Source organism: Gloeotrichia echinulata CP02 (assembly GCA_038087035.1).
In the GTDB taxonomy this organism is placed as follows: domain Bacteria; phylum Cyanobacteriota; class Cyanobacteriia; order Cyanobacteriales; family Nostocaceae; genus Gloeotrichia; species Gloeotrichia echinulata.
The window spans coordinates 4,330,689-4,354,550 of sequence record CP051187.1; the positions used below are offsets into that span (position 1 = coordinate 4,330,689).

Sequence of the window (23,862 nt, forward strand, 5' to 3'; positions counted from 1 at the left end):
AAGTCCATCAGGAATACTAATATCCAAGGTAGCTATCAATCAATAGATATATTTCTCGCAAAAACTAGAATTATAGATAGGTACTAGTCCCGCGATTTCAAACGACTAGTTATTGCTAAAATTGGGCGCAGATACCCCCCAACCCCCCCTGGAAAAGAGGGGCAGAAAGTCCTCAAAGTCCCCCTTTTTAAGGGGCATTTAGGGGGATATAAGACTTCATTTCACAGACTGACAGTCAATTTGGCCTCGGCTAATTGGGCATTTTCAGCGACAATTTTCCGAAATAGTTCGCCATCAATTGTCTCTACATCTGATAGCAAATCTACTAGATGCTCCAAAACTTTGCGGTTGTCCTGCAACAATTTTTTTGATAGTTGGTAGCAATGGTTAATAATTTCGCGGACTTGGGAATCAATTTTGGCAGCAATTTCTTCAGAATATTCTGATTTATTCATCCAATCACGTCCCAAAAATACCTCTTGGCTCTGATTTTCTAGAGACAATGGCCCTAATTCAGACATACCAAATCGTGTTACCATTTGTCGCGCCATATTTGTTACTTGTTGCAGGTCATTTCCTGCACCAGTGGTAACTTCCGGCTTCCCGAAAACAATTTCTTCGGCAGCGCGACCTGCTAAAGTGGCAGTAATCCTGGCTTTGAGTTGGGAACGGGAAATTAATCCTTGCTCCTCATTGGGCGTAAACCAAGTTAATCCCAAGGCTTGTCCCCGGGGGATGAGTGTAACTTTTTGCACGGGGTCATGGTTTTTGAGTAAGGTGCCGACCAAGGCGTGTCCTACTTCATGGTAGGCAATTAAGCGCTTACTCTTGCTGTCTACTAAGGCGGTACCTTCCATCCCGGCGACTACCCGGTCTACAGCAGCATCAACTTCTAGCAGGGTAATCGCTTCTTTGCGTCTTCTGGCGGTGAGAATTGCAGCTTCATTGAGTAGGTTGGCTAAGTCAGCGCCCGTAAAACCAGGAGTACGACGAGCGATCGCCTCTAATGATACGCCCGGATCAATTTTCTTATTCCGCGCATGGACTTTTAAAATCTCTAGTCGCCCTTTTAAATCTGGTGCATCAACTATCACTTGTCTATCAAAGCGTCCGGGACGCAATAGCGCTGCGTCAAGAACATCCGGGCGGTTGGTGGCAGCAATAATAATGATGCCAGTGTTACCTTCAAAACCATCCATCTCCGTCAGTAGTTGGTTGAGGGTTTGTTCGCGCTCATCGTTACCACCACCGATTCCAGCACCTCTTTGTCGTCCTACAGCATCGATTTCATCGATAAAAATCAAGCAGGGAGCATTATCTTTAGCTTTTTTAAACAAGTCGCGGACGCGGGAAGCACCCACACCCACGAACATTTCCACAAATTCCGAGCCGGAAATACTAAAAAATGGTACACCAGCTTCGCCAGCGATCGCCTTTGCCAATAAAGTTTTACCAGTACCAGGAGGACCGATTAACAACACGCCTTTAGGAATACGTGCGCCTACAGCGGTAAATCTTTCTGGCTGTTTGAGGAAGGTAACAACTTCTTGTAGTTCTTCTTTGGCTTCTTCTACCCCAGCCACATCCTCAAATTTTACACCAGTTTTTGCTTCCATTTGGAATCTAGCCCTGGATTTACCAAAATTCATCGCTTGGTTAGAAGCATTGGTAGAGCGGCGGAGGAACAATAGCATTAACGCCAAAAGTGGTAAAATCCACATCAGGTTAATCAACAAACTCACCGCAGCTCGACTGTTGGCAGAGGAAACTTCAGCAAAATCAACGTTTTTTTCTTTAAGCTTATTAATTAACTCTGTGTTTTGTTCCAAAAGCCTCACCTCTACCGGTGAATCTGGCTTTTCGGCTAAATATACCCTTGCTATTTGTTCGGCTTCGTCAAGTTCTACTTTTTTGACTTCCCCTCGGTCTGTTTTCTGAATCAACTGGCCATAAGTTAAGGGAGAATTATTGCGCTCTGCTTTTTGCGCTAATGCGGGATAACCCCCCAAAATCCCTGGTAATACAATCAAACTCGCTGCTAGGGCCCCAGTCCAATGAACGCGCTTTACCGATGGCTGTTTTTTCAATGCTTTTTTCCCGAAATTTGTCATAATAATTACCTTGTGTCTGGCTGGCATTACCTGATCGCTGGTTTTATGCCTATTCTTCTAGCAAAAATTGAAATAACTGGAAATAAATCTTTTCTCATCTAGTTTAACTTCCAGATTAAGCCATGCTCACGGATCTTCATACCAGTTTTAAATAATACTTTAAACAACTGACCCATTTACACTAGGGTTAATTAACGGCTGTATGGAGTTCTGAGTCTATCTCTCGATCCAGAAATGATTCATGTGGTTTATAATTTGGATGACTACATTTCTCTGTGTACCAGGGTTGTGAATCAACAACTGGAAAACTATCTTCAGGCTTGCCATCATTGTTTTCACCCCTGGAGTAACCTACTATTCAAATTTTCCCTGCTCCCTGCGCTCAGTCTTTTGGGATTGATGCTCTCTGCAATCTGCAAACAAATCCTATTACTCATCTGAGCCTCCCATTGGGAATTGTGCCCCCAAACCAAAATCTATTACGGAATCTCACCTACAATCTTATCCTGATTCGCGTTTTGGCGAGGAGAATCAGCTTGTCTATTGGATATTCAGAAATACTACTTTCTCCCGCAAATCTTAAGGGGAATTTTCTCAACAGGGGTGTTCTGAATTTTGAAATCCGAATGTGGATGGCAGGCTGCGATTATTGAGTGCGACTAACTCGATCAATGCCGTGATTTTTTGTTCCTAATTCTAGCATAGAGGTATTTATTATGTCAATTCCTTTGTTGGAGTATGCTCCTTCATCTCAAAATCAGCGTGTTATTGGCTTTGAGGTGCCTGGTGATGAACAACCGAGAATTTACACAACAGAGAACCTGCTGTCAACCACGGAAATGGATGACTTGATTACTGCTGCGTATCGGCAAATTTTTCATGAGCAGCAGATGCTGTCTAGTAATCGACAAATCTTTTTGGAATCTCAACTCAAAGCCAGACAGATTACGGTGAAAGACTTTATTTACGGATTAGTCTTATCCGATTCTTTTCGTCGGCTTAATTACGATGCCAACAATAATTATCGCTTTGTGGAAATCTGTGTACAACGGATTTTGGGACGGAAGATTTATGGCGATCGCGAAAAATTTGCTTGGTCAATAGTCCTGGCTACTAAAGGACTCAAAGGTTTAATTAACGATTTGCTCAACAGCGAAGAATATATCAACAACTTTGGTAACGATACGGTTCCTTATCAACGGCGTCGGGTTTTACCCCAGCATTCTCAGGGCGAGTTACCCTTTGAGCGGATGGCACGCTACGGCACCGATTATCGTGACAAGTTACCATTGTCCATGAGAGGATACAAGCAAGTTCAGCCATTGACTCTACAAACATTCTTGCGTAGTTCTGACAGAGATGTTGTCTTATGGCTAGCAGCTTCTATAGTCGTTTTGATAGCCTTAGTGTATTTGCTGCCAATATTTGGTTTATTGCCACACATTGGGCCTTACTAGTCACTTAAGGTCAATAGACCATGCTGTAGGGGCGCAAGGCCTTGCGCCCCTACTGGCGGTAATAACGAGAATTTGGGTGGGTCATTCCCCTACAAGTCAGGTTATCGAAAAATTGGGTTTAAAACCCCGTCCTTCTAGGACGGCTTTTGGTACAATATGAGATGTGGAAGGGTAATTAACCACTTAAAAAACCCTATTGCTACCTAACACGTAGACGCTGTACCTTCTCCCAAAGGGAGAGGCTACGCCAAGACAACTGAATCTAGACGGTTCTACTTCGTAGTTCTAGTATTACCTGGAAGTAGGTAAAAGATTCATAGGTACTAGACGAACGGCATTGTATGGGCATATAGCAGTATGCCTCTAACAAACAAATTTTGCACGCCACGCTGTGCAACTATGGTCGGGCAGACCAAAAGTTAACGCTTGGGGAGAGAACCACCTCTGGTCTAGATACCGCAAGGGGTCTAGGCTAAGTGGACTCGTTGAACCAAGAATCCTCATGCCTTTAGGCTGAGGAGTGTCAATTGACATATTAGGCCACAAATCGCTAAAATAAACATAATCATAACGATTCCGTTTTTTAATAATTATTGTATTCGTAGATTAAGAGTTTGTGGGTTAATTATGGTGAAAATTGTTGCTATTGGTGGTAGTTTAAGACCCAACTCCTATACCTATCTGGCTTTGCAAATAGCAGCACAAAGGGTAGAAGCGCTAGGCGCAGAGATAGAAATTCTGGATTTGCGCCAGTTGCAGTTACCTTTTTGTCATGGCGGTAAGGAGTATCCAGAATATCCAGACGTTCAGCGATTACGGAATAGCGTTTACAATGCCGATGGGTTAATTTTAGCCACACCTGAGTATCATGGCGGCGTTAGTGGCGTGCTAAAAAATGCCCTAGATTTGATGAGCTTTGAAGAACTGTCTGGTAAAGTAACTGGACTGATTAGCGTATTAGGTGGTCAGTCGAATAGCAACGCCCTCAACGACCTAAGGCTAATTGTCCGCTGGGTACATGGTTGGGTAATACCAGAACAAATTGCCATTGGACAAGCTTACGCTGCCTTCAGTCCAGAGGGCAAGCTATTAGATGAAAAACTTTCCCAACGCTTTGATCAATTTGCTCAAAGTTTAGTTGACAACACCCGCAAGCTGCGAGGCGTTAGTTAGAGTTAGGAGTTGGGAGTTGAGAGGCGATTAATTATTGCTAGTACTCTGTCAAGATAAAAATGATGGACTGTAGTGCGGGCATCTTGCCCGCGTGAGCGAGACGCTCACACTACCAAAAATCCCTCAAAATAAAATTGACAGACTACTAGTGGGGTGGGCAAAATTTTGCCCACCTCCTAACTCCTAACTTTAATGATGATGGTGGTGATGGTGATTGGTTAACTGGGGATTAACCGTCATTGCTTCGGCCGACAGCAACTCACCAATATGAGCATTCGCCCATTCAGCAGCCATAGCCAAAAATTCGGGATGGTCGTTGACACAAGCCATTTGCACATAGTCCACTTGGGGATGCTTTTTCTCTAAAGCATGGATGATATGATGCACATCTAATAAAGTTTCGTGGTTTTCTGTCGCAAAGCCAATCGGCATAAAAATTACCACTTTTGCACCCAATTGAATCAGGTTATTGGCTGCTTGCTCGGCATTGGGCAGAGTCCATTCAATTAGGGGTGTATCATGGTTGAGCCAACCGACAGAAATTAAAGGATAGCGGTTAATCAACTTATCACGTACCAAGTCGTACAGTGCTTGACTTTCGGTAATCCCAGAGGTGAAGCCTTTAGCTTTGTGGGGACAACCGTGATTCATCAGCACAATCCCGATTTGAGAAGGTAGGTAAGCTGCTGCTATGTCAGGGTTAATTTTCTCTTCTACCAAACGAGCCATCAAATTGATGTAGGCTGGCTCATTGAAGAAAGAAGGAATATAGCGCAGTCCTTTTAACCAGTGTTCATTACCATCAGCCAACTCGGCTAAAGCATTGTTAACTTGCTCAACCGCAATCCCGCTGGTAAAGATCGAATCAACTACCAGTAAAGGATAAATCAGAATTTTTTCAAAGCCTTGGTTTTTAATTTCCGCCAAAACTTGGTTAGGTAAGAAAGGGGCGCAAAAGTTGAAAGCCTTGAAGACTTTGACCCCTTCACCCCACTTATGTTGCAAATCATGCTCGATTCCAGCACGTTGCTTTTCAAAGATGGCGTTGTGTGGGGAGATAAAATCGTGGTGTGTGTGTCCCCACTCATGACGGTCAAATAACGCCAAAAGCTTGGCGAGGGGCGGATAAATCCAAGTGGGGACAGGTGCAAATTTTGCTGTCAGTAGATTTAAAGCCTGTTCGTTATAGTTAGCAAAATCTTCATAGCTTTCGACTTCGCCGTAGCCCATAAGCAATACGGCTACACGGTCTTTAGCTGATAGATGCTCGTGGGTGTGTTGTGTTTTTTCCGGCGTGGCAACCACAATGAGTTCCTCAATATAACCAGAATGGAGAGATGCATTGACGTTCTCACCGCACTTTTAGGGCGGTGATTCAGTTTTTTTTGGTAACTAGGAAAGATATCTATACTTTCCCTGACTATATATATTATCATTATCCCATCCGGGGGGATAGCATAGGTACAATAATCATAACCAGACTTGGACAGGACTTACGCACTAGGCTATTCGTGGAGATAGGACTTGTGGGCATAGGGCATAGGGCATTTTTGAGTGTAATAGAGATTTGAATGCTGCTATTAATTTAAGAAAAGAAGCGGTCAGATTGACCGTGTTAGCCTGTGGACTGGATAGTGCCGACACTTCCTAGTCGTTGCAGGAAGAAAAAGCGGACATTTGTTAGCTTTTTTGGATCGGCTTAATCTTTGCACAATAGCGGCTAATTAACTAGAATATTTTCGAGGGGAAGGTAAGATTTGGTAATTTTCACAAAAAAATACGCATATTTTAATCTCGATCAGAGATTTAAACTGTCACACAAGTTACATTTGACCGATTTACTTATTTGCTACATTATATGCTTTGCCAACCTTGTGTTCAGCATGAAAGAATTACGGTGATATGCATAAGTCCTGTTAGAATTTTTGGTTTATCTGAGAAAATACGAGAACTGAGGATGAGTGCCAAATCAGTATACAGGAAGCAGCTTTATCGTCAAGGTGTTAGAGGTTAAAAGCTAATGGGGCGATTTGAGAAGCAACCAGACAACCCGCGAGTAAGAGGCGAGATATCCAGAGCAGCAGAAACTGCTTTATGGGGTGTAGTTGAGGATTTAGAAAATCTTCAGCAGCATGTCCTCAGGTCGTTACAGGAAGACGTAAAGCGGCTTCAGGCGGACAAAAACCGTTTAAGTGATGAGATTCAACGCCTGGTCGATGAAAAACAACAGTTACAACAAGTACGACAAATCACAGAGCAGCAGGTGCTAATTCGTCAGCTAGCAGAAGCTTTGGCCAAGCATATATCTTCGCAGCTGCAATCATCTCTGACTACTTTAGCTAGCCAAACATTAGAGAACACCCCCAGAGCGGGGCTGAAGTCAGAACAGTCCCTCAGCACCCCTGAAACTGTGAACAATGAAAAGGTTGAACAACTTTTTGGTGCTTTGGATAACACCCTCAGCATTACCTTTAACTCCCTACAACAGGAAATTAAGAGCTATCAAGGTAATATTTCCCAACAGTTGTCTCAGATGCGGAGCCAACAACAGCAAGGGGAAGCTATTTTAACGGAGTTAATTAATCGTCTGGAGGGGTTGGAAAAAACAGTTGAGGAAACTTCACTAAAAGTAGTAAATGTTTCACCGTCTCGTGAGTCGCGATCGCCGGAACAACCAGCAGTAAAAGTTTCATCACCTACTGTATTACAACTGAGTGAGCCAGAACAGAATGGTTACTTTAAACCATCACCGCAGCTGGGAGGAGTAACGAGTCAAATCACTGAGCCAATTTCTGTCATCCCCAGAGAATTACCAGCCAGTGAAACAACATTAGAGCCTGTGGTGTCATCGCTGATCACACCAGCGCCAACAGAAAACTCCCCTGAGCCAATTTCTGTCATCCCCAGAGAATTACCAGCCAGTGAAACAACATTAGAGCCTGTGGTGTCATCGCTGATCACACCAGCGCCAACAGAAAACTCCCCTGAGCCAATTTCTGTCATCCCCAGAGAATTACCAGCCAGTGAAACAACATTAGAGCCTGTGGTGTCATCGCTGATCACACCAGCGCCAACAGAAAACTCCCCTGAGCCAATTTCTGTCATCCCCAGAGAATTACCAGCCAGTGAAACGACATTAGAGCCTGTGGTGTCATCAACAATGACACCAGCGCCAACAAAAAACTCCCCTGAGCCAATTTCTGTTATTCCCAGAGAATTACCAGCCAGTGAAACGACATTAGAGCCTGTGCTGTCATCAACAATGACACCAGCGCCAACAGAAAACTCCCCTGAGCCAATTTCTGTTATTCCCAGAGAATTACCAGAACGCAAAATTAGGAGAGAGCCTACTCCACTATCGCGCAGAGAAAAAGCAACACCCCCAACACCAAGCACACCCCGCGCTCAAACATTGTCACCTATTCAGATAGGGTTTTTGTTGATTGTGTTGTCTACGGTGTTGTCATCGCTGTATAACGTCGCCATTAAAGTGCTGTTTCAAGAAGGTTCTCAGGTTCTAGGAGTGACGGTAGAGGGCTTGATTTTGCCGAACTTGGGGAATACTTTCTTAATTTTAATGCTGCGGTTGCTGGTCGTTGTGCCACTAATGTTAATGTTAGCGCCGATGATGCATTCACAAATATGGGAAGACTTGCAAAATCTGTTTGATTCCGCAGGAGCTAAACCAAATTCTACTGATGGGAAAAAACCGAAAACTTTGCAGTTGTCAATAGCCAGTGGATGCTGTTTGTTTCTCTCCCAGGTGCTAATTTACATTGCGATTGGTCAAATTACAACTGGCGCGGCGATCGCGCTTTTCTTTATCTATCCGATTATCAGCGGACTGTTGTCTTGGCTTTTATTTCGCGATCGCCCTAGCTTATTCCGTTCCGGTGCGATCGGCGCTCTTTTTTGCGGTGAACTGCTAGTTTTGGGAGGTGCATCCAGTACGAGTACAGGTAATGTTGTGCTGGGGAGCAGCGCCGCTATTTTTGCGGGAATCGCTTTTTCTGCCTACGTTATTCTAACAAGGTTGTGTGCTAATAAAGTCCATCCTGTCTCTTTGACTCTAATTAACTTCACTACCATGTTGCTCTTGAGCTGTATCTGTTTGCTCATACCTTTACCGAGCGACTGGAGTCTGAACATTGACATGACTAAGATATTGGAAATTATTTTAACTGCTTTTATTTTGGGTGTACTGACTCTCTGCAGTTATGTGTTGAATAATATTGGGATTAGTAAACTAGGTGCATCTCGGTCAGCGATTATCGGCGCCAGTGTCCCAATTTTAACCGTCATTTTCGCTGGTTTGATTATTCAGGACAGCTTGGAAATTGTCCAGATTTTGGGAGTTTTACTAGTAACTTTTAGCGCCGCTGCTTTCAGCTTTGAAAGCTTGCAAAATCAAGTTAAGTCCTCTAGTTCCACAAATTAAATTTCGTAATTCATAATTCGTAATTCGTCATGGGCTACGCCCCGCTACGAAGCACGTAATTACCTTTTACTCAGGGTTTGTCAAGTTTCTAATGGGTGGTTTATTTACGCCGCGCTGTGCTATTACTCCACCCAGGGCTATTTCATTCTAGACATAAACCGCCCTACACTGAAGTGTAGGGCTAATAGCTAAAGTCCGTTAAAACGGACTATAACCTTTTCTCAGTCGTCTTTAGACGACTTTAGCTATTAGACTCAGAATTCATTCTGAGGCGGGCTAGATGAGAATGAAATAGCCCTGTTACTCCACCAGATTAATTCTGATAGGTGAATTGATTTGTTCGTAGTTACGCTTGAGCGCTCTTGATTGTCCGAGCGATCAAACGCAACTACGAACAACCTATCAAAATTAATGGGACAGACCAACAGGGAACATTTTAACAGTTATCAGTTATCAGTTATCAGTTATCACTCAAGAGTGATGTGTTTATCGTTACGCCTTGATAACTGTTCACTGTTCGTTGACTACTGATTTAAATGTGACACTAGCGTAAGTCCTGATTTTTCCTAGGGAATATTTGCTACACAAATCTCAATAAATCTAGATTTTTATTTTTAGTATAATTTTTTTTAATAAAAATTAGCTAATTGTTTAGAATATATAACCTCAGAGAAAATTAATAAAAAAATGCTATAATTGAGAATAGTTTTTTGTAAAAAATTAACAGGTATTGTCAACTACCTACACTGACCAATGGTTGTGTGTAGGCTTACAAGAATCAGCTTGTAACTAAGAGATGACTAGCTCACAAGCCATTACCTGACACGTACGAACAGATGTTTCCCTAGTCTGGACTATTTACAAACTACCTGATTAGTAGTGCTTGCAGAAAGGACATTTTGGTAGTGGTGAGCTAAGGGACTTACAACTTGCACGAAAGGATTATCTCCATGATTCGTGTATAAAAGATTGGTTGTTTTGTCGCTGTCCTCCTCCCTCTTCTGGCTGTGCAACACTTCGGCTACGCTCAGTGACCAGAAAATGGTCACAGGACGCGACAAAACAACCCCGCAATTGGTCCCGACACCGAATCATTCGCGCAGCGTCTGTCTGCGACACGCTCCGCGAACGTAGAGAAGATTACGGTGTGGGACTCCTTGCGGGTTTAGTTGATGAGCAGGGGAATAGTCTTTTGTCAGAGAGCTATTTTTCCTCAGCCACATTAAATTAAGTAGTTTTCACAGTGCTATCTTGCCTAGGCAGGACAAAGACGCATGTAAGTAAAATCACTGTGTCTGTTGCCACTGCTAAAGAAGCAAGAAAACTAGGATACACATGACAGGCTTTTTTAGCTTTCTGGAAACAATAAAGTTTACTCAGATGGCGTAAGAGCTTACTGGCAAAAGCTTTCGGGATGACCGGAATCTATCCATGTGATGCTTGGTTCTATTAAGCAAAAATACTTCTTATAGGTGTGTACCATAAATTACGCATAAAATAACAATTCTGACTACCAAGAATCATATAGTTAAAGCATAATAGATAATCTGGAGTCAGGAACCCCACGCCTAAAAGCGGGGGCGCAGAAATTGCCCTAACCTGACCAGACTAAGTACATTTCGGCGAGCTACTTGCGCGCCTCTGGTACTTAAGTTTAAGGTAAGAGTTCAAGACCTACCCTGGAATACCTAGCCAGTTCCAGGCTCTAGAACTAAGGGATTAAACAGGCTTAAGGTTTAAGCCAGTCTCTCCTAGATAGTTACCGACCTTAAACATTGTCAAGGCTAACAATACTGACCTAGCAAGGCGATTCCCGGCACACAGGGAAATAAATAGGCACTACTCCTGTGCTGATTCAACCCCGCAAGGAGGACAACAGTTAAGTGCCTGAGCCTTAGCCTCCACGTCTAAAGCCACTTGGTTACACGACGCGGAGGGTTTGGTGAAAATATTGCCTTCAGTCGGGTGTATACTACTTACTTTCCTTTGACTAATAACTCTGTAAACGTGCTATTCAATTGTCTGTAATATGAGTAACGACATAGATCTGATCAAACGTCTCGGCCCCAGTGCGATGGATCAGATCATGCTTTATCTGGCTTTCAGTGCCATGCGGACGAGTGGGCACAGGCATGGGGCATTTTTAGATGCAGCAGCAACAGCGGCTAAGTGTGCTATTTACATGACCTATCTGGAGCAGGGACAAAACCTGCGGATGACAGGGCATTTGCACCACTTAGAGCCAAAGCGGGTGAAAATCATTGTAGAGGAAGTCAGACAAGCCCTGACTGAGGGCAAATTGTTGAAGATGCTCGGTTCTCAGGAACCGCGTTATCTAATTCAATTGCCTTACGTCTGGATGGAAAAATATCCTTGGCGACCGGGGAGATCGCGTATTCCCGGCACAAGTCTGACAACCGAAGAAAAAAGGCAAATTGAGCAGAAATTGCCCAGTAATCTGCCTGACGCCCAGTTAATCACCTCCTTTGAGTTTCTGGAATTAATTGAATTTCTGCACAAGCGATCGCAAGAGGATATGCCTCCCCAGAACCAGATGCCTTTAAGTGAAGCTTTGGCGGAGCATATTAAGCGCCGTCTGCTATACTCAGGCACTGTTACGCGGATTGATTCTCCTTGGGGAATGCCCTTTTATGCTCTGACCCGTCCTTTTTATGCGCCAGCGGACGATCAGGAGCGTACTTACATCATGGTCGAAGATACCGCTCGGTATTTTCGGATAATGAAAGATTGGGCAGAACGGCGACCAAATGCTATGCGAGTGTTGGAAGAGCTGGATATTCCACCAGAACGATGGGATCAGGCTCAAGAAGAATTGGATGAAGTCATCCGCGCTTGGGCAGATAAATATCACCAAGACGGTGGCGTTCCCATGATTTTACAGATGGTTTTTGGTAAAAAAGAAGACTAATAATCAGGATGCAGAAGACTGCGTACGATTTTTTTTTACGCACTACTAGCAGCAGTCAAAATCAACAATCAAAAGTCCACACTAGTTGTGGACTTTTGACTTTTGACACTCTCAGGTCTAAAGACACTGAGATTCTTTAAGACTTGCTTAAAAGGGATAGTCAAGTATCCCCCTAGACGCTCAAAACAACTACCCAAAGGTATTGCAATTGCGCTTACTTTTCTTTTTTTTGTTTTCCGAGTCCATCACAACGCCAGTTCGGTACGCTTCATGTTTTCCCATTACAAGTTTTACCCAGAATCGCAACCTGTGCGAATGCGAGGTAAATCAGGGGTTACTCCTTACAAAACACTTCAACACGTAGATGATTATTCCTACTCACAATTTGATCATATCATTTTCCACACTTGTTAAAACAAGCCGTGGCGTGTTTCCTCCACGCATCTATTGCCAAGTGGCTTCTACACGACCCGTGATGTTTTTGTGAATTTTTATTGGAAGTCGCCAGGAAACTCCATCCCCTAGTTAACAGTTAACTGTTTTCTCCCCTGCTTTTTTACTTACTGCCAGGCTGTGCTGGAATTGGAGTAGTCTCAAAAGTGGGACGAAATTCTGTGGGGCGTTGAGTTGGCGGTACAGAACCGGGTGTAACACTGCCAAGGCGATCGCTACCATCAATACAAGTATCAAGGGTAACAGTGACGGTCGATTTGATTTCACTACGCAAGCCCAGCACACACTGAGCAAAGCGCACGGGCAATAAACTCCGACCACAGTAATTTAAAATTGCTGGTTTAGCAGCCTCTTCAGTATTTTGACTTAACCCAACTACACAAGTGGCTAAATCTTCCGGGACTCGCGCTTGTCTACAGGTAGCAAGGGCATCCACCCCGCTAATTTTTGCCTGCTTACTAATTTTAGACACACAGGCAGATAATTCCCTCGGACGCAGTGCCGTGGCACAGCCTGCTGCTGCTGCTTCTGGACTCACACCCACATTCAAGAGTCGAGCCGCACAGCCACGGTAATCATTGTTGTAGGAGGTAGGGGCAGTTATTCCAGGGGCGATCGTTGCCAACCATCCAGCTATAGCCAAAACAGGTGCTGTCACCCGAATTACTTTAGTCTGTAACATTCCGTAGGTAAAAGCGCTTAGTTGCTTTCTACCTCTGCTAACCTCTGTTTTGCTCTGTAACATTACTATTCTCCAAACAACCAAGGTTATGCTACCTCAAATGACGAAATTTAAGATTTAAGATTTAAGATTTAAAATCTTAAATTTTAGATTTTGGATCTTCAATCCCAAATCTAAAATTGAAAAAGGTGTGTCAAAATGGTATGTCTGGATAAATAAAGTTGAAACAGGATTAGATTAAGGAAACTCATGTCCCGATATAGAGGGCCCCGCCTCAGAATAGTACGTCGCTTGGGCGACTTGCCAGGATTAACTCGTAAAAGCGCTAGACGCGCCTATCCACCTGGTCAGCATGGTCAGAACCGTAAGAAGCGCTCTGAGTATGCCATTCGTCTAGAAGAAAAGCAAAAGCTGCGCTTAAACTACGGTCTCACAGAAAAGCAACTACTACGCTATGTCCGCAAAGCCAGACGTGTAACTGGTTCTACCGGACAAGTGCTGTTGCAACTGCTAGAAATGCGTTTAGATAATACGATTTTTCGCTTGGGTCTAGCTCCCACAATTCCAGCAGCTCGTCAACTGGTAAATCACGGTCATATAACTGTCAATGGTCGTGTAGTGGATATCGCCAGCTACCAAATCCGTCCCGGTGAGGAAATAGCTGTCAGAAATAAAGAAGCATCTCGCAAATTGGCGGAAGCTAACTTACAATATCCCGGTTTAGCTAACCTCCCCAGCCATCTGGAGTTTGACAAAAACAAATTGCTTGCTAAAGTCAACGGCGTGATTGAGCGGGAATGGGTAGCGCTACAAGTTAACGAACTGCTGGTTGTGGAATACTACTCACGACAAGCGTAATTATCAGTCCTTGGTCATTCGTCCTTAGTCTTTCATAAATGACAAATGACAAATGACAAATGACAAATGACTAACCGCCAATTTGCGACATGGTACGAGTGTAAGCGGCTGCCGTACCAGAGTCGCGTTGCTTAAAGTTAATTTCTGGCTTGATTGCTAGTAATAGCCTGACCTGCTCTTGCAATTGGGTGGTGCTAATGCCATGACGCAGAGCAGTTTTCAGGTCAATTTGAGCTTTTTCATTCAATAAACAGGGGCGTAGCCAGCCATCAGCACTCAGGCGCATCCGGTTACAGCGATCGCAAAAACACTCGGACATCTGACTAATAAATCCTAATGTTCCCTTCGCTCCCGGTATTTGAAAGACATCGGCTGGACCATTACCACGAATTTGCGAATCTGTCAAGCCCCAGCGATGGCGGATGCGTTGTCGCAGTTCTGCGGAAGATACCCAACCGCGATCGCCAAATAATTCCCAATTGCCAATAGGCATAAATTCAATAAACCGGACGTGCCATTGTTTATCAATGGTCAAAGCGGCTAAATCTAAAACTTCGTGGTCATTGACCCCTGGAATTATCACTACATTCAGCTTCAGAGGGTCAAAGCCGACGCGATAAGCTGCTTGAATACCATCCCAGACCTCTTGCCAGCGCGAACGTCCGTGATTGCCGATAATTTGGTCAAAGGTGTCGGCATCGAGAGAGTCTAGGCTAATATTAATACGCCGCAAACCAGCATTATAAAGGTTTTGTGCCAAGGGTGCAAGCAAAAACCCATTGGTGGTCATTGAGAGGTCTTGGGTTTGGTCAAAAGCAGCAATTTGTCTGACCAATTCCACCACACGGGGACGTAGTAAGGGTTCCCCCCCAGTCAAACGAAAACGAGTAAAGCCTACAGGGATAAACACCTCTTGAATTAGCGTCAGGAGTTCGGAGTCAGTCAATAATTGTTGCTTGACAATATAATCAAGTTCCGTCTCCTCTGGCATACAGTATTGACAGCGGAAATTACAGCGATCGATTAGGCTAATGCGGAGGTAGTCTACCTGGTTCATTTTGAGTCTTTATTTCTGGCGTTGCTGATTTAAAGTATGAATTAGTCTCACGCATTCGGCGGAGCCGTTCCCGCAGGGTAGGCGCAAAGGCGCAAAGAATCGTTTTTAGTCATGTCGCAAAATCCCAATTCATACTCTGATTCAGCAACGCCTATTTCTGCTGGCGGGTAGAAGCCGGGTCAAAAGAAGCGCTACAGTAAGAACATCCCCCAAAAGTCCTCAACTCCCTATGCCTCGTTGGTTTAATACCGCAGGGCCTTGTAAGGCTGATATTCACTACATGCTACCGCCAACTGTTCGGCTGCCTTCTTTAGAGCGACTAATTGCTCAAGAAAGCTATTTTGTCATCCACGCTCCTCGCCAAACTGGTAAAACTACGGCAATGATGGCTTTAGCAAAACAGCTTACAGAAAGCGGAAGCTACACCGCAGTCATGGTATCTGTGGAAGTAGGGGCACCGTTTAGTGATGATCCAGGAGCAGCCGAATTAGCAATTCTTGGTGCTTGGCGTGATACAATTGCAATCCGTTTGCCTCAAGAACTACAACCACCTACTTGGTCGTTCGAGGATGCAGGACAAAGGATTAGAGCTAGTTTGCAGGCATGGGCACAGGCAACACCCAGACCTTTAGTTCTGTTTATAGATGAAATTGACTCTTTGCAGGATAAAGCACTGATTTCGATTTTGCGGCAGTTACGCGATGGTTATCCAGAACGTCCAAAAAACTTTCCCTTATCTGTCGGGTTAATCGGTTTACGAGATGTGCGGGATTATAAGGTTGCTTCTGGTGGTAGCGATAGATTAAATACAGCCAGTCCCTTTAATATCAAAGTCCGCTCCCTAACTTTGAGAGATTTTAATGCCACAGAAGTGGCGCAACTATACCAACAACATACCGATGACACGGGACAAGTTTTTACCTCACAAGCAATTGAGACAGCGTTTGATTTGACTCAGGGACAGCCTTGGTTAGTAAATGCTCTTGCTAAAGAAATTGTCGAAGAAATGGTAACAGATACGAAGATCGCAATTACACCTGAGCATATTCACGAAGCTAAAGAAGTGCTAATTAAAAGGCAAGATACTCATCTTGATTCCTTAGCCGAAAGACTACGAGAACCAAGGGTAAAGGCAATTATTGAACCGATACTTGCAGGTTTAGAATTGGGTGATGTACCAAATGATGATATTCAGTTTGTCATCGACCTGGGTTTATGTAAAATGGACCCCTTGGGAGGACTGGCGATCGCAAATCCGATTTATCGAGAGGTGTTACCTAGAGTATTAACCGTGACACCAATGGCTTCTTTACCTCAAATCGCACCTACTTGGTTAACTAAGTCAGGTGAGTTAAATACGGATGACTTATTACAAGCATTTTTAGCATTCTGGCGACAGCATGGGGAACCGTTACTTCGTAGCGCATCCTACCATGAGATAGCACCACATTTGGTACTAATGGCATTTTTGCATCGTGTGGTGAATGGGGGTGGCACCCTGGAACGGGAATATGCGATTGGACGCGATCGCATGGATTTGCGTCTCAAATATGGGAATGTAATATTGGGAATCGAGTTAAAAGCTTGGCGGGATAAAAGGAGAGACCCAATGGAATCAGGGATTGAACAGTTAGATTCCTATTTGGCCAGGTTGGGGGTAAATTTTGGTTGGTTGATTATTTTCGATTTACGTACCAAAGCTTTGCCCATTGAGGAGCGATTAACAACATCCATTACAACTACAACAAATGGGCGTTCTGTAACCATTGTGCGGGCTTGACTTTTCATCAATCAGATATCTCAGCGTCATGTATTTGTTTTTTAGCTTGTCTTTCAGTTCGGAGTTGGCGTAACTTTTCTGATACTGGTGGCGGATTAAGTCGCTGTTGTTCTCTCATTCTATGACCATGTTCTAACCAGTTTTGCATATAAGCACTGACAAATTCTTTGTTTTGCAAATAGTAAAGAATAGTCGCATATACTTGTTCTAAGGAAATTGATTGATAAATTTGGGCGATTTCCTCCGGCGAACGTCCACAATCAATGTATTCATAAAGAATTGTTTCTATTCCTATTCTTGTGTTTTGTAGTCTAATATCTCCAGGCGCGATAAAGTTGAAATACTCAGCGATATTCTTTGTATATAGTGCTTGATTTGTGTTCATAGTTTTAATATGCATTTATTTGATAATTTTTACCTTTGCGAATCTCCGATACAATATCTGTATCAATTAAAGATTTTTTCACAGCTACAATTACAATTAGTTATTATGAATTAAAGAAGCTAAAATTTACAGCAGTGGACAAGGGTTAAGTTAATGAGTCCGTCACTTGAAAAAATTTTCAGCGAGATTGAGCAACTGACTCTTCAAGAGCAATTGACAGTGATGGAGTATTTGGTCGAACGTGTGAAGAAACACATCACCCAAACGCAACCAAAACGCAAGTGGAGCGATTTGAAGGGTATGGCACCCTATCCGCTATTGGGTGAGGATGCTCAGGAATGGGTTTCGCGGACTCGACGCAAAGGAGATGAGGAGCGAGAACGTTTGTTGCGAGGAGAGGAATGAGAATTGCTGATGCTTTAGCTGGAGTTTCTCGCTTATTTCTCGATACAGCACCCGTAATTTATTTTGTAGAACGTAATCCGCAGTTTGTCGATTTAGTCGATCCAATTTTTGAGCGTTTAGAAGCTGACATTACAGCAGTAGCATCTGGAATAACGTTATCAGAGTGTTTGGTGGGTGCTATCCGTCAGGGGTTAGTAGATTTAGAGCAGGCTTTTGTAGATGTATTGCAGCAGGATGAAGTAGTTTTTATGGACATTAATGCTACTATTGCGCGAGAAGCGGCTTTAATTAGGGTGCGTTATAACCTTCAGTTACCCGATGCGTTGCAGGTGGCGACGGCAATAATTGCTGGTTGTGAGGCTTTTTTGACCAATGATGCAGCTTTAAAGCGGGTGACGGAGTTGAGAGTTTTGGTGGTGGGTGAGTTGTTGGTGAATTGACGCTCCCACCCCTTGAAGGGGTGGGATTCTTGTTTCATCCAGCCGACTTGTCTAGAGGAGTTTCCCCACCTAGATAGAGGTCGTTCTGTCCACAAGCTTTAGATTCCGTCCGCCCGACGGTACTTTTCAATCCTTTGTCCAAAATTCTAATCGCTGCATTGTGGTCACGGTGTAGCACTGTTGGGCAAGAATGACATTTATGGGTACGAGTAGACAATGATTTTTTAACCCGTGTCCCACAAACAGAACAATCTTGACTCGTGTAGTGGGGTGCAACTGCTATCGCCCAAGTATCAAAAACTTTGGCGTAGTAGTCTACCCAATCAGTGAACAATGACCATGATGCATCACTGATAGATTTAGCTAAATGATCGTTTTTAACCATGTTCTTCACCTGCAAGTCCTCATAGACTACCAAATCGTTTGACTGGACGAGCGCTTTTGCAGTCTTAACTACAAAATCTTTACGCTGTCTACTTACCTTGAGGTGCTTTTTAGCTAATTTTTTAACAGCTTTACGACGATTAGATGAACCTTTTTTAGACTTAGAAACCTTTCTTTGTTTACGCTTTAAAGCCTTCTCTGACTTACGCAATAATCTAGGATTTTCTACTGTTCTGCCTTCAGAATCAGTGTAGAAAAACTCTAAGCCTAAATCTATTCCTACTTGATTCCCACTATGCTGATGCTGTTCCTTACGCTCAATATCAACGCAAAACTGACAATAATAACCATCAGCGCGTTTAATTATTCTGACACGTTTAATCTGTTTAATAGAGTAGAAACTTAAGTCACGAGTCCCAACTAATTTAAGCCTACCAATATTAAAACCATCGCTGAATGTGATGTATCTTTTATCAGCAGAAAGTTGCCACCCTGATGTTTTGTACTCAACAGAATGCCCACGTTTTTTAAATCTAGGGAATCCTTTCTTTCCTGGTTTCTTGGCTTTGCAATTATCGTAAAAACGTTTAATCGCAAGCCATGCTCTATCAGCAGAAGCCTGCCGAGCCATAGAGTTAAGCTTATCGGCAAAACCAAATTCTTTGGCTAGTACAGCACAAAGCTTTTGTAGGTCATTTTTACCGACACCTTTGTTATCCATCCAATGCCTTAGAGCTTTGTTACGGACAAACAAAGCAGTTCTAATAGCTTCATCTATTAAATTGTACTGACTTTGTTTACCTTTTAACTTTGCTTCTAAGACTAACATCGTTTGCCTACGGCACGCTGCGCGAACGACCTTGTGATGACAGAAATAATATAGTACAGTATGGTCGATAGATACAAGCTATTGACCACAACTTTACAGATACTTCATATATGCCAGGAAATTACAGGCACAAGACAACATCAGTCACCCTGATTAATTACCACTTCGTTTGGATACCAAAAAGACGCAAAAAAGTGTTGATTGGAAATGTCGCCATCAGACTTGAAGAGTTACTTTATGAAAAGACAAAAGAGCTAGAGTGCGAAATTCTAGCTCTTGAAATAATGCAAGACCATGTACATCTTTTTGTTAGCTGTCCCCCAACATTAGCCCCAGATCAAATTATGTTTAGATTAAAGGGATATACCTCTAGGGTGCTAAGGCAAGAATTTCCACATTTATTGAGACTGCCTTCAATGTGGACAAGAAGTTATTTTTGTGGAACTGCGGGTGATGCCTCAAGTGAGACAATCAAAAAGTATATTGCTAATCAAAAAACTCGCTAGCAGTGGGACTGCACCTAAAGGTGCAACGCATTCATGAGGGCAGTTCCGTGGGCGGGTTTCCCGACTTGAGGAAACTGCCCGTCCCCACCCCTGAAGGGCGTAACAGACTGAAAATTTTTTGGATTTTCAGTCTGTTACTGGTGGGCTTTCTGCTCCAATACCTGTAAGCAAACTATTAGTCCCAACGCCACAACCGCCGAAACCAACCGCAAACCCAACGCCACAACCGCCGCAACCACCCCCAAAACCCACGCCGAGAAACTACACGCGCTTTTGGTTGAGACAGACGCTCGATTTCATTGTTACAAAGTTGCACATCGGCATAAAGTCCTATTGTTTGATATAGTTCATAGGCATTGAGATAAGCACCAAGCGCGTCTGATTCTCGGTTGACGTTTTCTAATGTCAAACCTAAATTAAACCAGGCTTTAGCTTCAGAATTGCGATCGCCAATCTTTCCAGCGATTTCTAAACCCTGCTGCAACAACTCAATCGCCCGTTGGTACTCTCCCAGGGAACGGTAAGCAATGCCTAAACCAATTAAGGAAGCACCAACGCCATTGCGATCGCCAATCTCCCTGAATATTTCCAAAGACTGCTGGTAGAACTCTATCGCCTGTTGGTACTGTCCCTGTTTTAAGTAAACAGTACCTAAATTAGCTAAGGATTTACCAACGCCATTGCGATCGCCTATTTCCCTAGCGATTTCTAAACCCTGCTGCAACAACTCAATTGCTTGTGGGTACTGCCCCTGGGAAAAGTAAGCAAGACCTAAATTAGCTAAGGATTTACCTTCAGAATTGCGATCGCCTATTTCCCTAGCGATTTCCAAAGACTGCTGGAACAAATCAATTGCTTGTGGGTACTGCCCCTGGAAAAAGTAAGCAAGACCCAAATTCATTAAAGATTTGCCTTGTGAATTGCGATCGCCAATTTCCCTAGCAATTTCCAAAGACTGCTGGTGGTAATCAATCGCTTGTTGGTACTCTCCCAGAGATAAGTAAGCACTACCTAAACTGCTCAAGGAGTTACCTTCGGTATTGCGATCGCCAATTTCCCTAGCAATTTCCAAAGACTGCTGGAACAAATCAATTGCTTGTGGGTACTGTCCCAGGGAAAGGTAAGCAAGACCTAAATTAGCTAAGGATTTACCTTCGGTATTGCGATCGCCAATTTCCCTAGCAATTTCCAAAGACTGCTGGAACAAATCAATTGCTTGTGGGTACTGCCCCTGGAAAAAGTAAGCAAGACCCAAATTCATTAAGGATAAACCTTCGCCATTGCGATCGCCTATATCCCTAAAGATTTCCAAAGACTGCTGGTGGTAATCAATCGCTTGTTGGTACTCTCCTAGGGAGTTGTAAGCATTACCTAATGAAATGAGAGAAGCTCGATAATTCCAGTTTTCTCTATCGCCAATTTCTTGCCATTTACTGATCAATTGCCCATATAGTTCTACTTGGTCGATGTAATAACCCCGCAAGGTTAAAAATTCATCGCAAACCCGAAGCGCAACAAAGGCAGAGTCATAATCTTGCAACTCATAAAAGTGATGAAAGATTTCCAAGTATTTTTTAACATCATCTTTCGTTTTCCAAGGGGGTTGTTTAGCAATTGAGCGATAATAATCAATGGCTCGTTCATGCGCCTCTGTTTGATTACCAGCTTTATACCGCACATACTCCAAAACCACAGGCTGAAACTCAAAGCGCCGCTTACCATTAAGCTTTTCTACCAACAAAGAACGCTTAACCAGATTCCTTAATTCTCCCTCAATCTCTGCTGCTGAATACCCCAGCAACACCGCTGCAGCGGCTGCACTGTCAACCGCACCACGATAAACACTAATATTCAGTAATAACGCTTTTTGTAATTCATTCAATCTATTAAAACTGGCATCCAACACCAAAACCATCCCCACATTTTCCCGGCGGCGATGCACACCTACCACGTGGGAATCTGTTAACAACTGCTGCAAATTGCCTAAGCCTAAATCTGCTAATCGTTTTAAATCCGGGTCTTGGGGATATTCTTCTTTTAATAAATATGCTACCAATCTTAACAGTAGGGGATGCCCATCTACCAGTGCGACAAACTGCGTTAAATCTCCCCGAATGCCCAATTCTACTAACAGTGCTACCCCTTCTTCAACTTGCAAACCTTTCAGAGGTAGCCATGCAAAGCCTTTTAATTCTGGTCTTTCTCTGGTGGTGACTAACACCTTACTATTACCGCCAGATTCCACCCAAGCGTTGAAAAAGTCGCCGAAAAATTGACTTCCCCACTGTCTATTTGGTTGTAATAAACTCTCCAGGTTGTCAATAATCAGTAAAAATTCACCGCTGCGTAAACACTTAACCAGGGCGTCTACTAATTGCACTTCTTGTTCGGGAACGCGAAAGCCAAATTCTGTTAATACTTGGCGGGCTAAATCGCTAAAACCTGCGCCATTACTGACATCACCCCAAAATCGCTTAGGGAAACCTGCAATTTCTTCATAAATTTTCGCAGCCAGCATCGATTTACCAGTACCACCGATGCCTTCTATGCCAATTAAGAAGGTATTTTGATCATGGAACCATTGTTGTATTTGGGCAATTTCTGTTTTTCTTCCTTGCCAGTAAGCTAAACTTTTTTGAGGGTTCCCCGCTTTGAGAACACCGGGCGATTCTAGTTGAGGGATTTGTTCTGGTGGCTCAACAATAATGTTGACAATGTTGACTTCTGCAGCATTTATCTGCCTTATTTGAGTCACCGTACTGTTATCGTGGGCGGTGACGTTCATTTCAATATTGTTCGAGTTACTGGCGTGAGGTTTTTCTGTCATTGCTGATAGCAAGTAACAATTATGGTTGATGTTGGTGCTAGGAACTCGGAACTTGGTGTTCGGAACTCGGAAGTTCCTGTTTGGAACTGGAAAGTTCCTGTTTGGAACTCGGAAGTTCCTGTTTGGAACTCGGAAGTTCCTGTTTGGAACTGGAAAGTTCCTGTTTGGAACTGGAAAGTTCCTGTTTGGAACTGGAAAGTTCCTGTTTGGAACTGGAAAGTTCCTGTTTGGAACTGGAAAGTTCCTGTTTGGAACTGGAAAGTTCCTGTTTGGAACTGGAAAGTTCCTGTTTGGAACTGGAAAGTTCCTGTTTGGAACTGGAAACTTGGTATTTGCAACTAAGATAAAACTCTTGTGGGGTGGGCATCTTGCCCGCCCGAATTATACAATTTTGTAATCTAGGCGGTAAGGGCACGGCGGTAAGGGCACGGCAGTGCCGTGCCCCTACATGTAACGATATAATTTTGTACCCTAGCTGAATGGGAAGCGCTATCGCTGAGTTAAAAAGTCACCTGATCAGCTTCAATTTTCCCAACTTGCTTTACCGTACTGTTGTCGTAAGCATTAGCACTCATCGAAATATTGTCAGCAGGTTTGTCAGCCGACGCTTGCAAAATCTGAGCTATTTCCTCAGCCAGTGTTGTATCAGCATCCAAAATCTTCTTTAATTGCACCCGCAAACTCGCTTGTAAATCTTCATCCTCTGGATTTTGCGCCACATCCGCCGCAGCTTCTTTCGCAGCTTCCTTAGCTTCGACTTTCAGCTGTAACTTAGCCCAAATCGCCTTTCCTTTATTCCAAACATCCTCACCGACTGTCTGTAATGCACCTTCTGCGACTTTATTCCCCACATTCAGCAGAAAGGGTAGACAGGGAGCCAGAAATTTAACGATTAAAGCTACATCCATAATAATACGCAGTATAACATCGGTAATGTATACACAATTATGCTAGCTCACTTATAAAATAGTCACTCAAAAATTTGATATATTCTATACCGGTTTGCATTACAGCAGTTTTCAGGTATTTAGACCACACCTCGATATCTGTATTTCTTTCTTCCTTCCCTACGGGACGCTCCGCGAATGCGCCTTTGCGTGAGATATAAAAATGTGGTTCATTTACCTGCAAATCGCTGTAACACATAA

19 protein-coding genes are annotated in these 23,862 nt (G+C 43.4%); 9 read left to right on the forward strand and 10 right to left on the reverse strand.

Features of this window, described 5'->3' with window-relative positions:
* Nucleotides 1-221: 221 nt before the first annotated feature.
* The gene (gene ftsH, locus HEQ19_19090) at nucleotides 222-2,111 is read right to left on the reverse strand and encodes an ATP-dependent zinc metalloprotease FtsH (protein ID WYM03503.1); all 1,890 of its coding nucleotides are present in this window, start codon (nucleotides 2,109-2,111) and stop codon (nucleotides 222-224) included.
* Between the two features lie 716 nt (nucleotides 2,112-2,827).
* Here ftsH and HEQ19_19095 point away from each other — a divergent pair.
* Nucleotides 2,828-3,568 carry a phycobilisome rod-core linker polypeptide gene (locus HEQ19_19095; protein ID WYM01286.1) on the forward strand — a complete coding sequence of 247 codons (741 nt, stop codon included), beginning with the start codon at nucleotides 2,828-2,830 and terminating at the stop codon, nucleotides 3,566-3,568.
* Nucleotides 3,569-4,195: 627 nt separating this feature from the next.
* Entirely contained in the window at nucleotides 4,196-4,741 is a 546-nt protein-coding gene (locus tag HEQ19_19100; protein ID WYM01287.1) for an NADPH-dependent FMN reductase, read from the forward strand.
* 189 nt (nucleotides 4,742-4,930) lie between these two features.
* Here HEQ19_19100 and HEQ19_19105 read toward each other — a convergent pair whose 3' ends face one another.
* Nucleotides 4,931-6,046, reverse strand: a complete 1,116-nt coding sequence (locus HEQ19_19105) for a ferrochelatase (GenBank protein WYM01288.1) — start codon at nucleotides 6,044-6,046, stop codon at nucleotides 4,931-4,933.
* A gap of 715 nt (nucleotides 6,047-6,761) precedes the next feature.
* Between HEQ19_19105 and HEQ19_19110 the strand changes: the two genes are divergently transcribed.
* Together HEQ19_19110 and hetR are read left to right on the forward strand one after the other, a co-directional pair.
* A complete protein-coding gene (locus HEQ19_19110) occupies nucleotides 6,762-9,179 on the forward strand; it encodes an EamA family transporter (protein WYM01289.1) in 2,418 nt (805 codons plus the stop codon).
* 2,029 nt (nucleotides 9,180-11,208) lie between these two features.
* Complete coding sequence (gene hetR, locus HEQ19_19115) at nucleotides 11,209-12,108, forward strand: heterocyst differentiation master regulator HetR (protein WYM01290.1); 900 nt, start codon at nucleotides 11,209-11,211, stop codon at nucleotides 12,106-12,108.
* A 556-nt stretch (nucleotides 12,109-12,664) separates the two neighbouring features.
* Here hetR and HEQ19_19120 read toward each other — a convergent pair.
* On the reverse strand, nucleotides 12,665-13,306 hold the full coding sequence (locus HEQ19_19120) for a hypothetical protein (protein ID WYM03504.2): 642 nt from the start codon (nucleotides 13,304-13,306) through the stop codon (nucleotides 12,665-12,667).
* 186 nt (nucleotides 13,307-13,492) lie between these two features.
* Between HEQ19_19120 and rpsD the strand changes: the two genes are divergently transcribed.
* Nucleotides 13,493-14,101, forward strand: coding sequence for a 30S ribosomal protein S4 (rpsD, locus tag HEQ19_19125; protein ID WYM01291.1), 609 nt, complete (start codon nucleotides 13,493-13,495; stop codon nucleotides 14,099-14,101).
* Nucleotides 14,102-14,171: 70 nt separating this feature from the next.
* Here rpsD and moaA read toward each other — a convergent pair whose 3' ends face one another.
* Entirely contained in the window at nucleotides 14,172-15,158 is a 987-nt protein-coding gene (moaA, locus tag HEQ19_19130) for a GTP 3',8-cyclase MoaA (GenBank protein WYM01292.1), read from the reverse strand.
* Between the two features lie 229 nt (nucleotides 15,159-15,387).
* Here moaA and HEQ19_19135 point away from each other — a divergent pair, with 229 nt between their 5' ends.
* Entirely contained in the window at nucleotides 15,388-16,938 is a 1,551-nt protein-coding gene (locus tag HEQ19_19135; protein ID WYM01293.1) for an AAA-like domain-containing protein, read from the forward strand.
* Between the two features lie 7 nt (nucleotides 16,939-16,945).
* On the opposite strand, the gene HEQ19_19140 is transcribed toward HEQ19_19135, so the two are convergent.
* A complete protein-coding gene (locus HEQ19_19140) occupies nucleotides 16,946-17,323 on the reverse strand; it encodes a DUF433 domain-containing protein (protein WYM01294.1) in 378 nt (125 codons plus the stop codon).
* 153 nt (nucleotides 17,324-17,476) lie between these two features.
* On the opposite strand from HEQ19_19140, the gene HEQ19_19145 reads away from it, so the two are divergent.
* Together HEQ19_19145 and HEQ19_19150 are read left to right on the forward strand one after the other, a co-directional pair.
* Nucleotides 17,477-17,728: a hypothetical protein gene (locus HEQ19_19145; GenBank protein ID WYM01295.1), complete on the forward strand. Its 252-nt coding sequence runs from the start codon at nucleotides 17,477-17,479 to the stop codon at nucleotides 17,726-17,728.
* Nucleotides 17,725-18,168, forward strand: coding sequence for a PIN domain-containing protein (locus HEQ19_19150; protein ID WYM01296.1), 444 nt, complete (start codon nucleotides 17,725-17,727; stop codon nucleotides 18,166-18,168). The genes HEQ19_19145 and HEQ19_19150 overlap by 4 nt, the downstream gene beginning before the upstream one ends.
* 34 nt (nucleotides 18,169-18,202) lie before the next feature.
* Here the strand turns inward: HEQ19_19150 and HEQ19_19155 are convergent, their stop codons facing one another.
* The gene (locus HEQ19_19155; GenBank protein ID WYM01297.1) at nucleotides 18,203-19,381 is read right to left on the reverse strand and encodes a transposase; all 1,179 of its coding nucleotides are present in this window, start codon (nucleotides 19,379-19,381) and stop codon (nucleotides 18,203-18,205) included.
* Nucleotides 19,382-19,491: 110 nt separating this feature from the next.
* Between HEQ19_19155 and tnpA the strand changes: the two genes are divergently transcribed.
* A complete protein-coding gene (gene tnpA / locus HEQ19_19160) occupies nucleotides 19,492-19,887 on the forward strand; it encodes an IS200/IS605 family transposase (protein ID WYM01298.1) in 396 nt (131 codons plus the stop codon).
* A 175-nt stretch (nucleotides 19,888-20,062) separates the two neighbouring features.
* Here the strand turns inward: tnpA and HEQ19_19165 are convergent, their stop codons facing one another.
* The 4 genes from HEQ19_19165 to HEQ19_19180 form a co-directional block, all read right to left on the reverse strand.
* A complete protein-coding gene (locus tag HEQ19_19165) occupies nucleotides 20,063-22,714 on the reverse strand; it encodes a tetratricopeptide repeat protein (protein ID WYM01299.1) in 2,652 nt (883 codons plus the stop codon).
* A 37-nt stretch (nucleotides 22,715-22,751) separates the two neighbouring features.
* Nucleotides 22,752-23,081 carry a hypothetical protein gene (locus HEQ19_19170; protein WYM01300.1) on the reverse strand — a complete coding sequence of 110 codons (330 nt, stop codon included), beginning with the start codon at nucleotides 23,079-23,081 and terminating at the stop codon, nucleotides 22,752-22,754.
* A gap of 133 nt (nucleotides 23,082-23,214) precedes the next feature.
* Complete coding sequence (locus HEQ19_19175; protein ID WYM01301.1) at nucleotides 23,215-23,622, reverse strand: hypothetical protein; 408 nt, start codon at nucleotides 23,620-23,622, stop codon at nucleotides 23,215-23,217.
* Between the two features lie 37 nt (nucleotides 23,623-23,659).
* Nucleotides 23,660-23,860 carry a hypothetical protein gene (locus tag HEQ19_19180; protein ID WYM01302.1) on the reverse strand — a complete coding sequence of 67 codons (201 nt, stop codon included), beginning with the start codon at nucleotides 23,858-23,860 and terminating at the stop codon, nucleotides 23,660-23,662.
* Nucleotides 23,861-23,862: the final 2 nt, after the last annotated feature.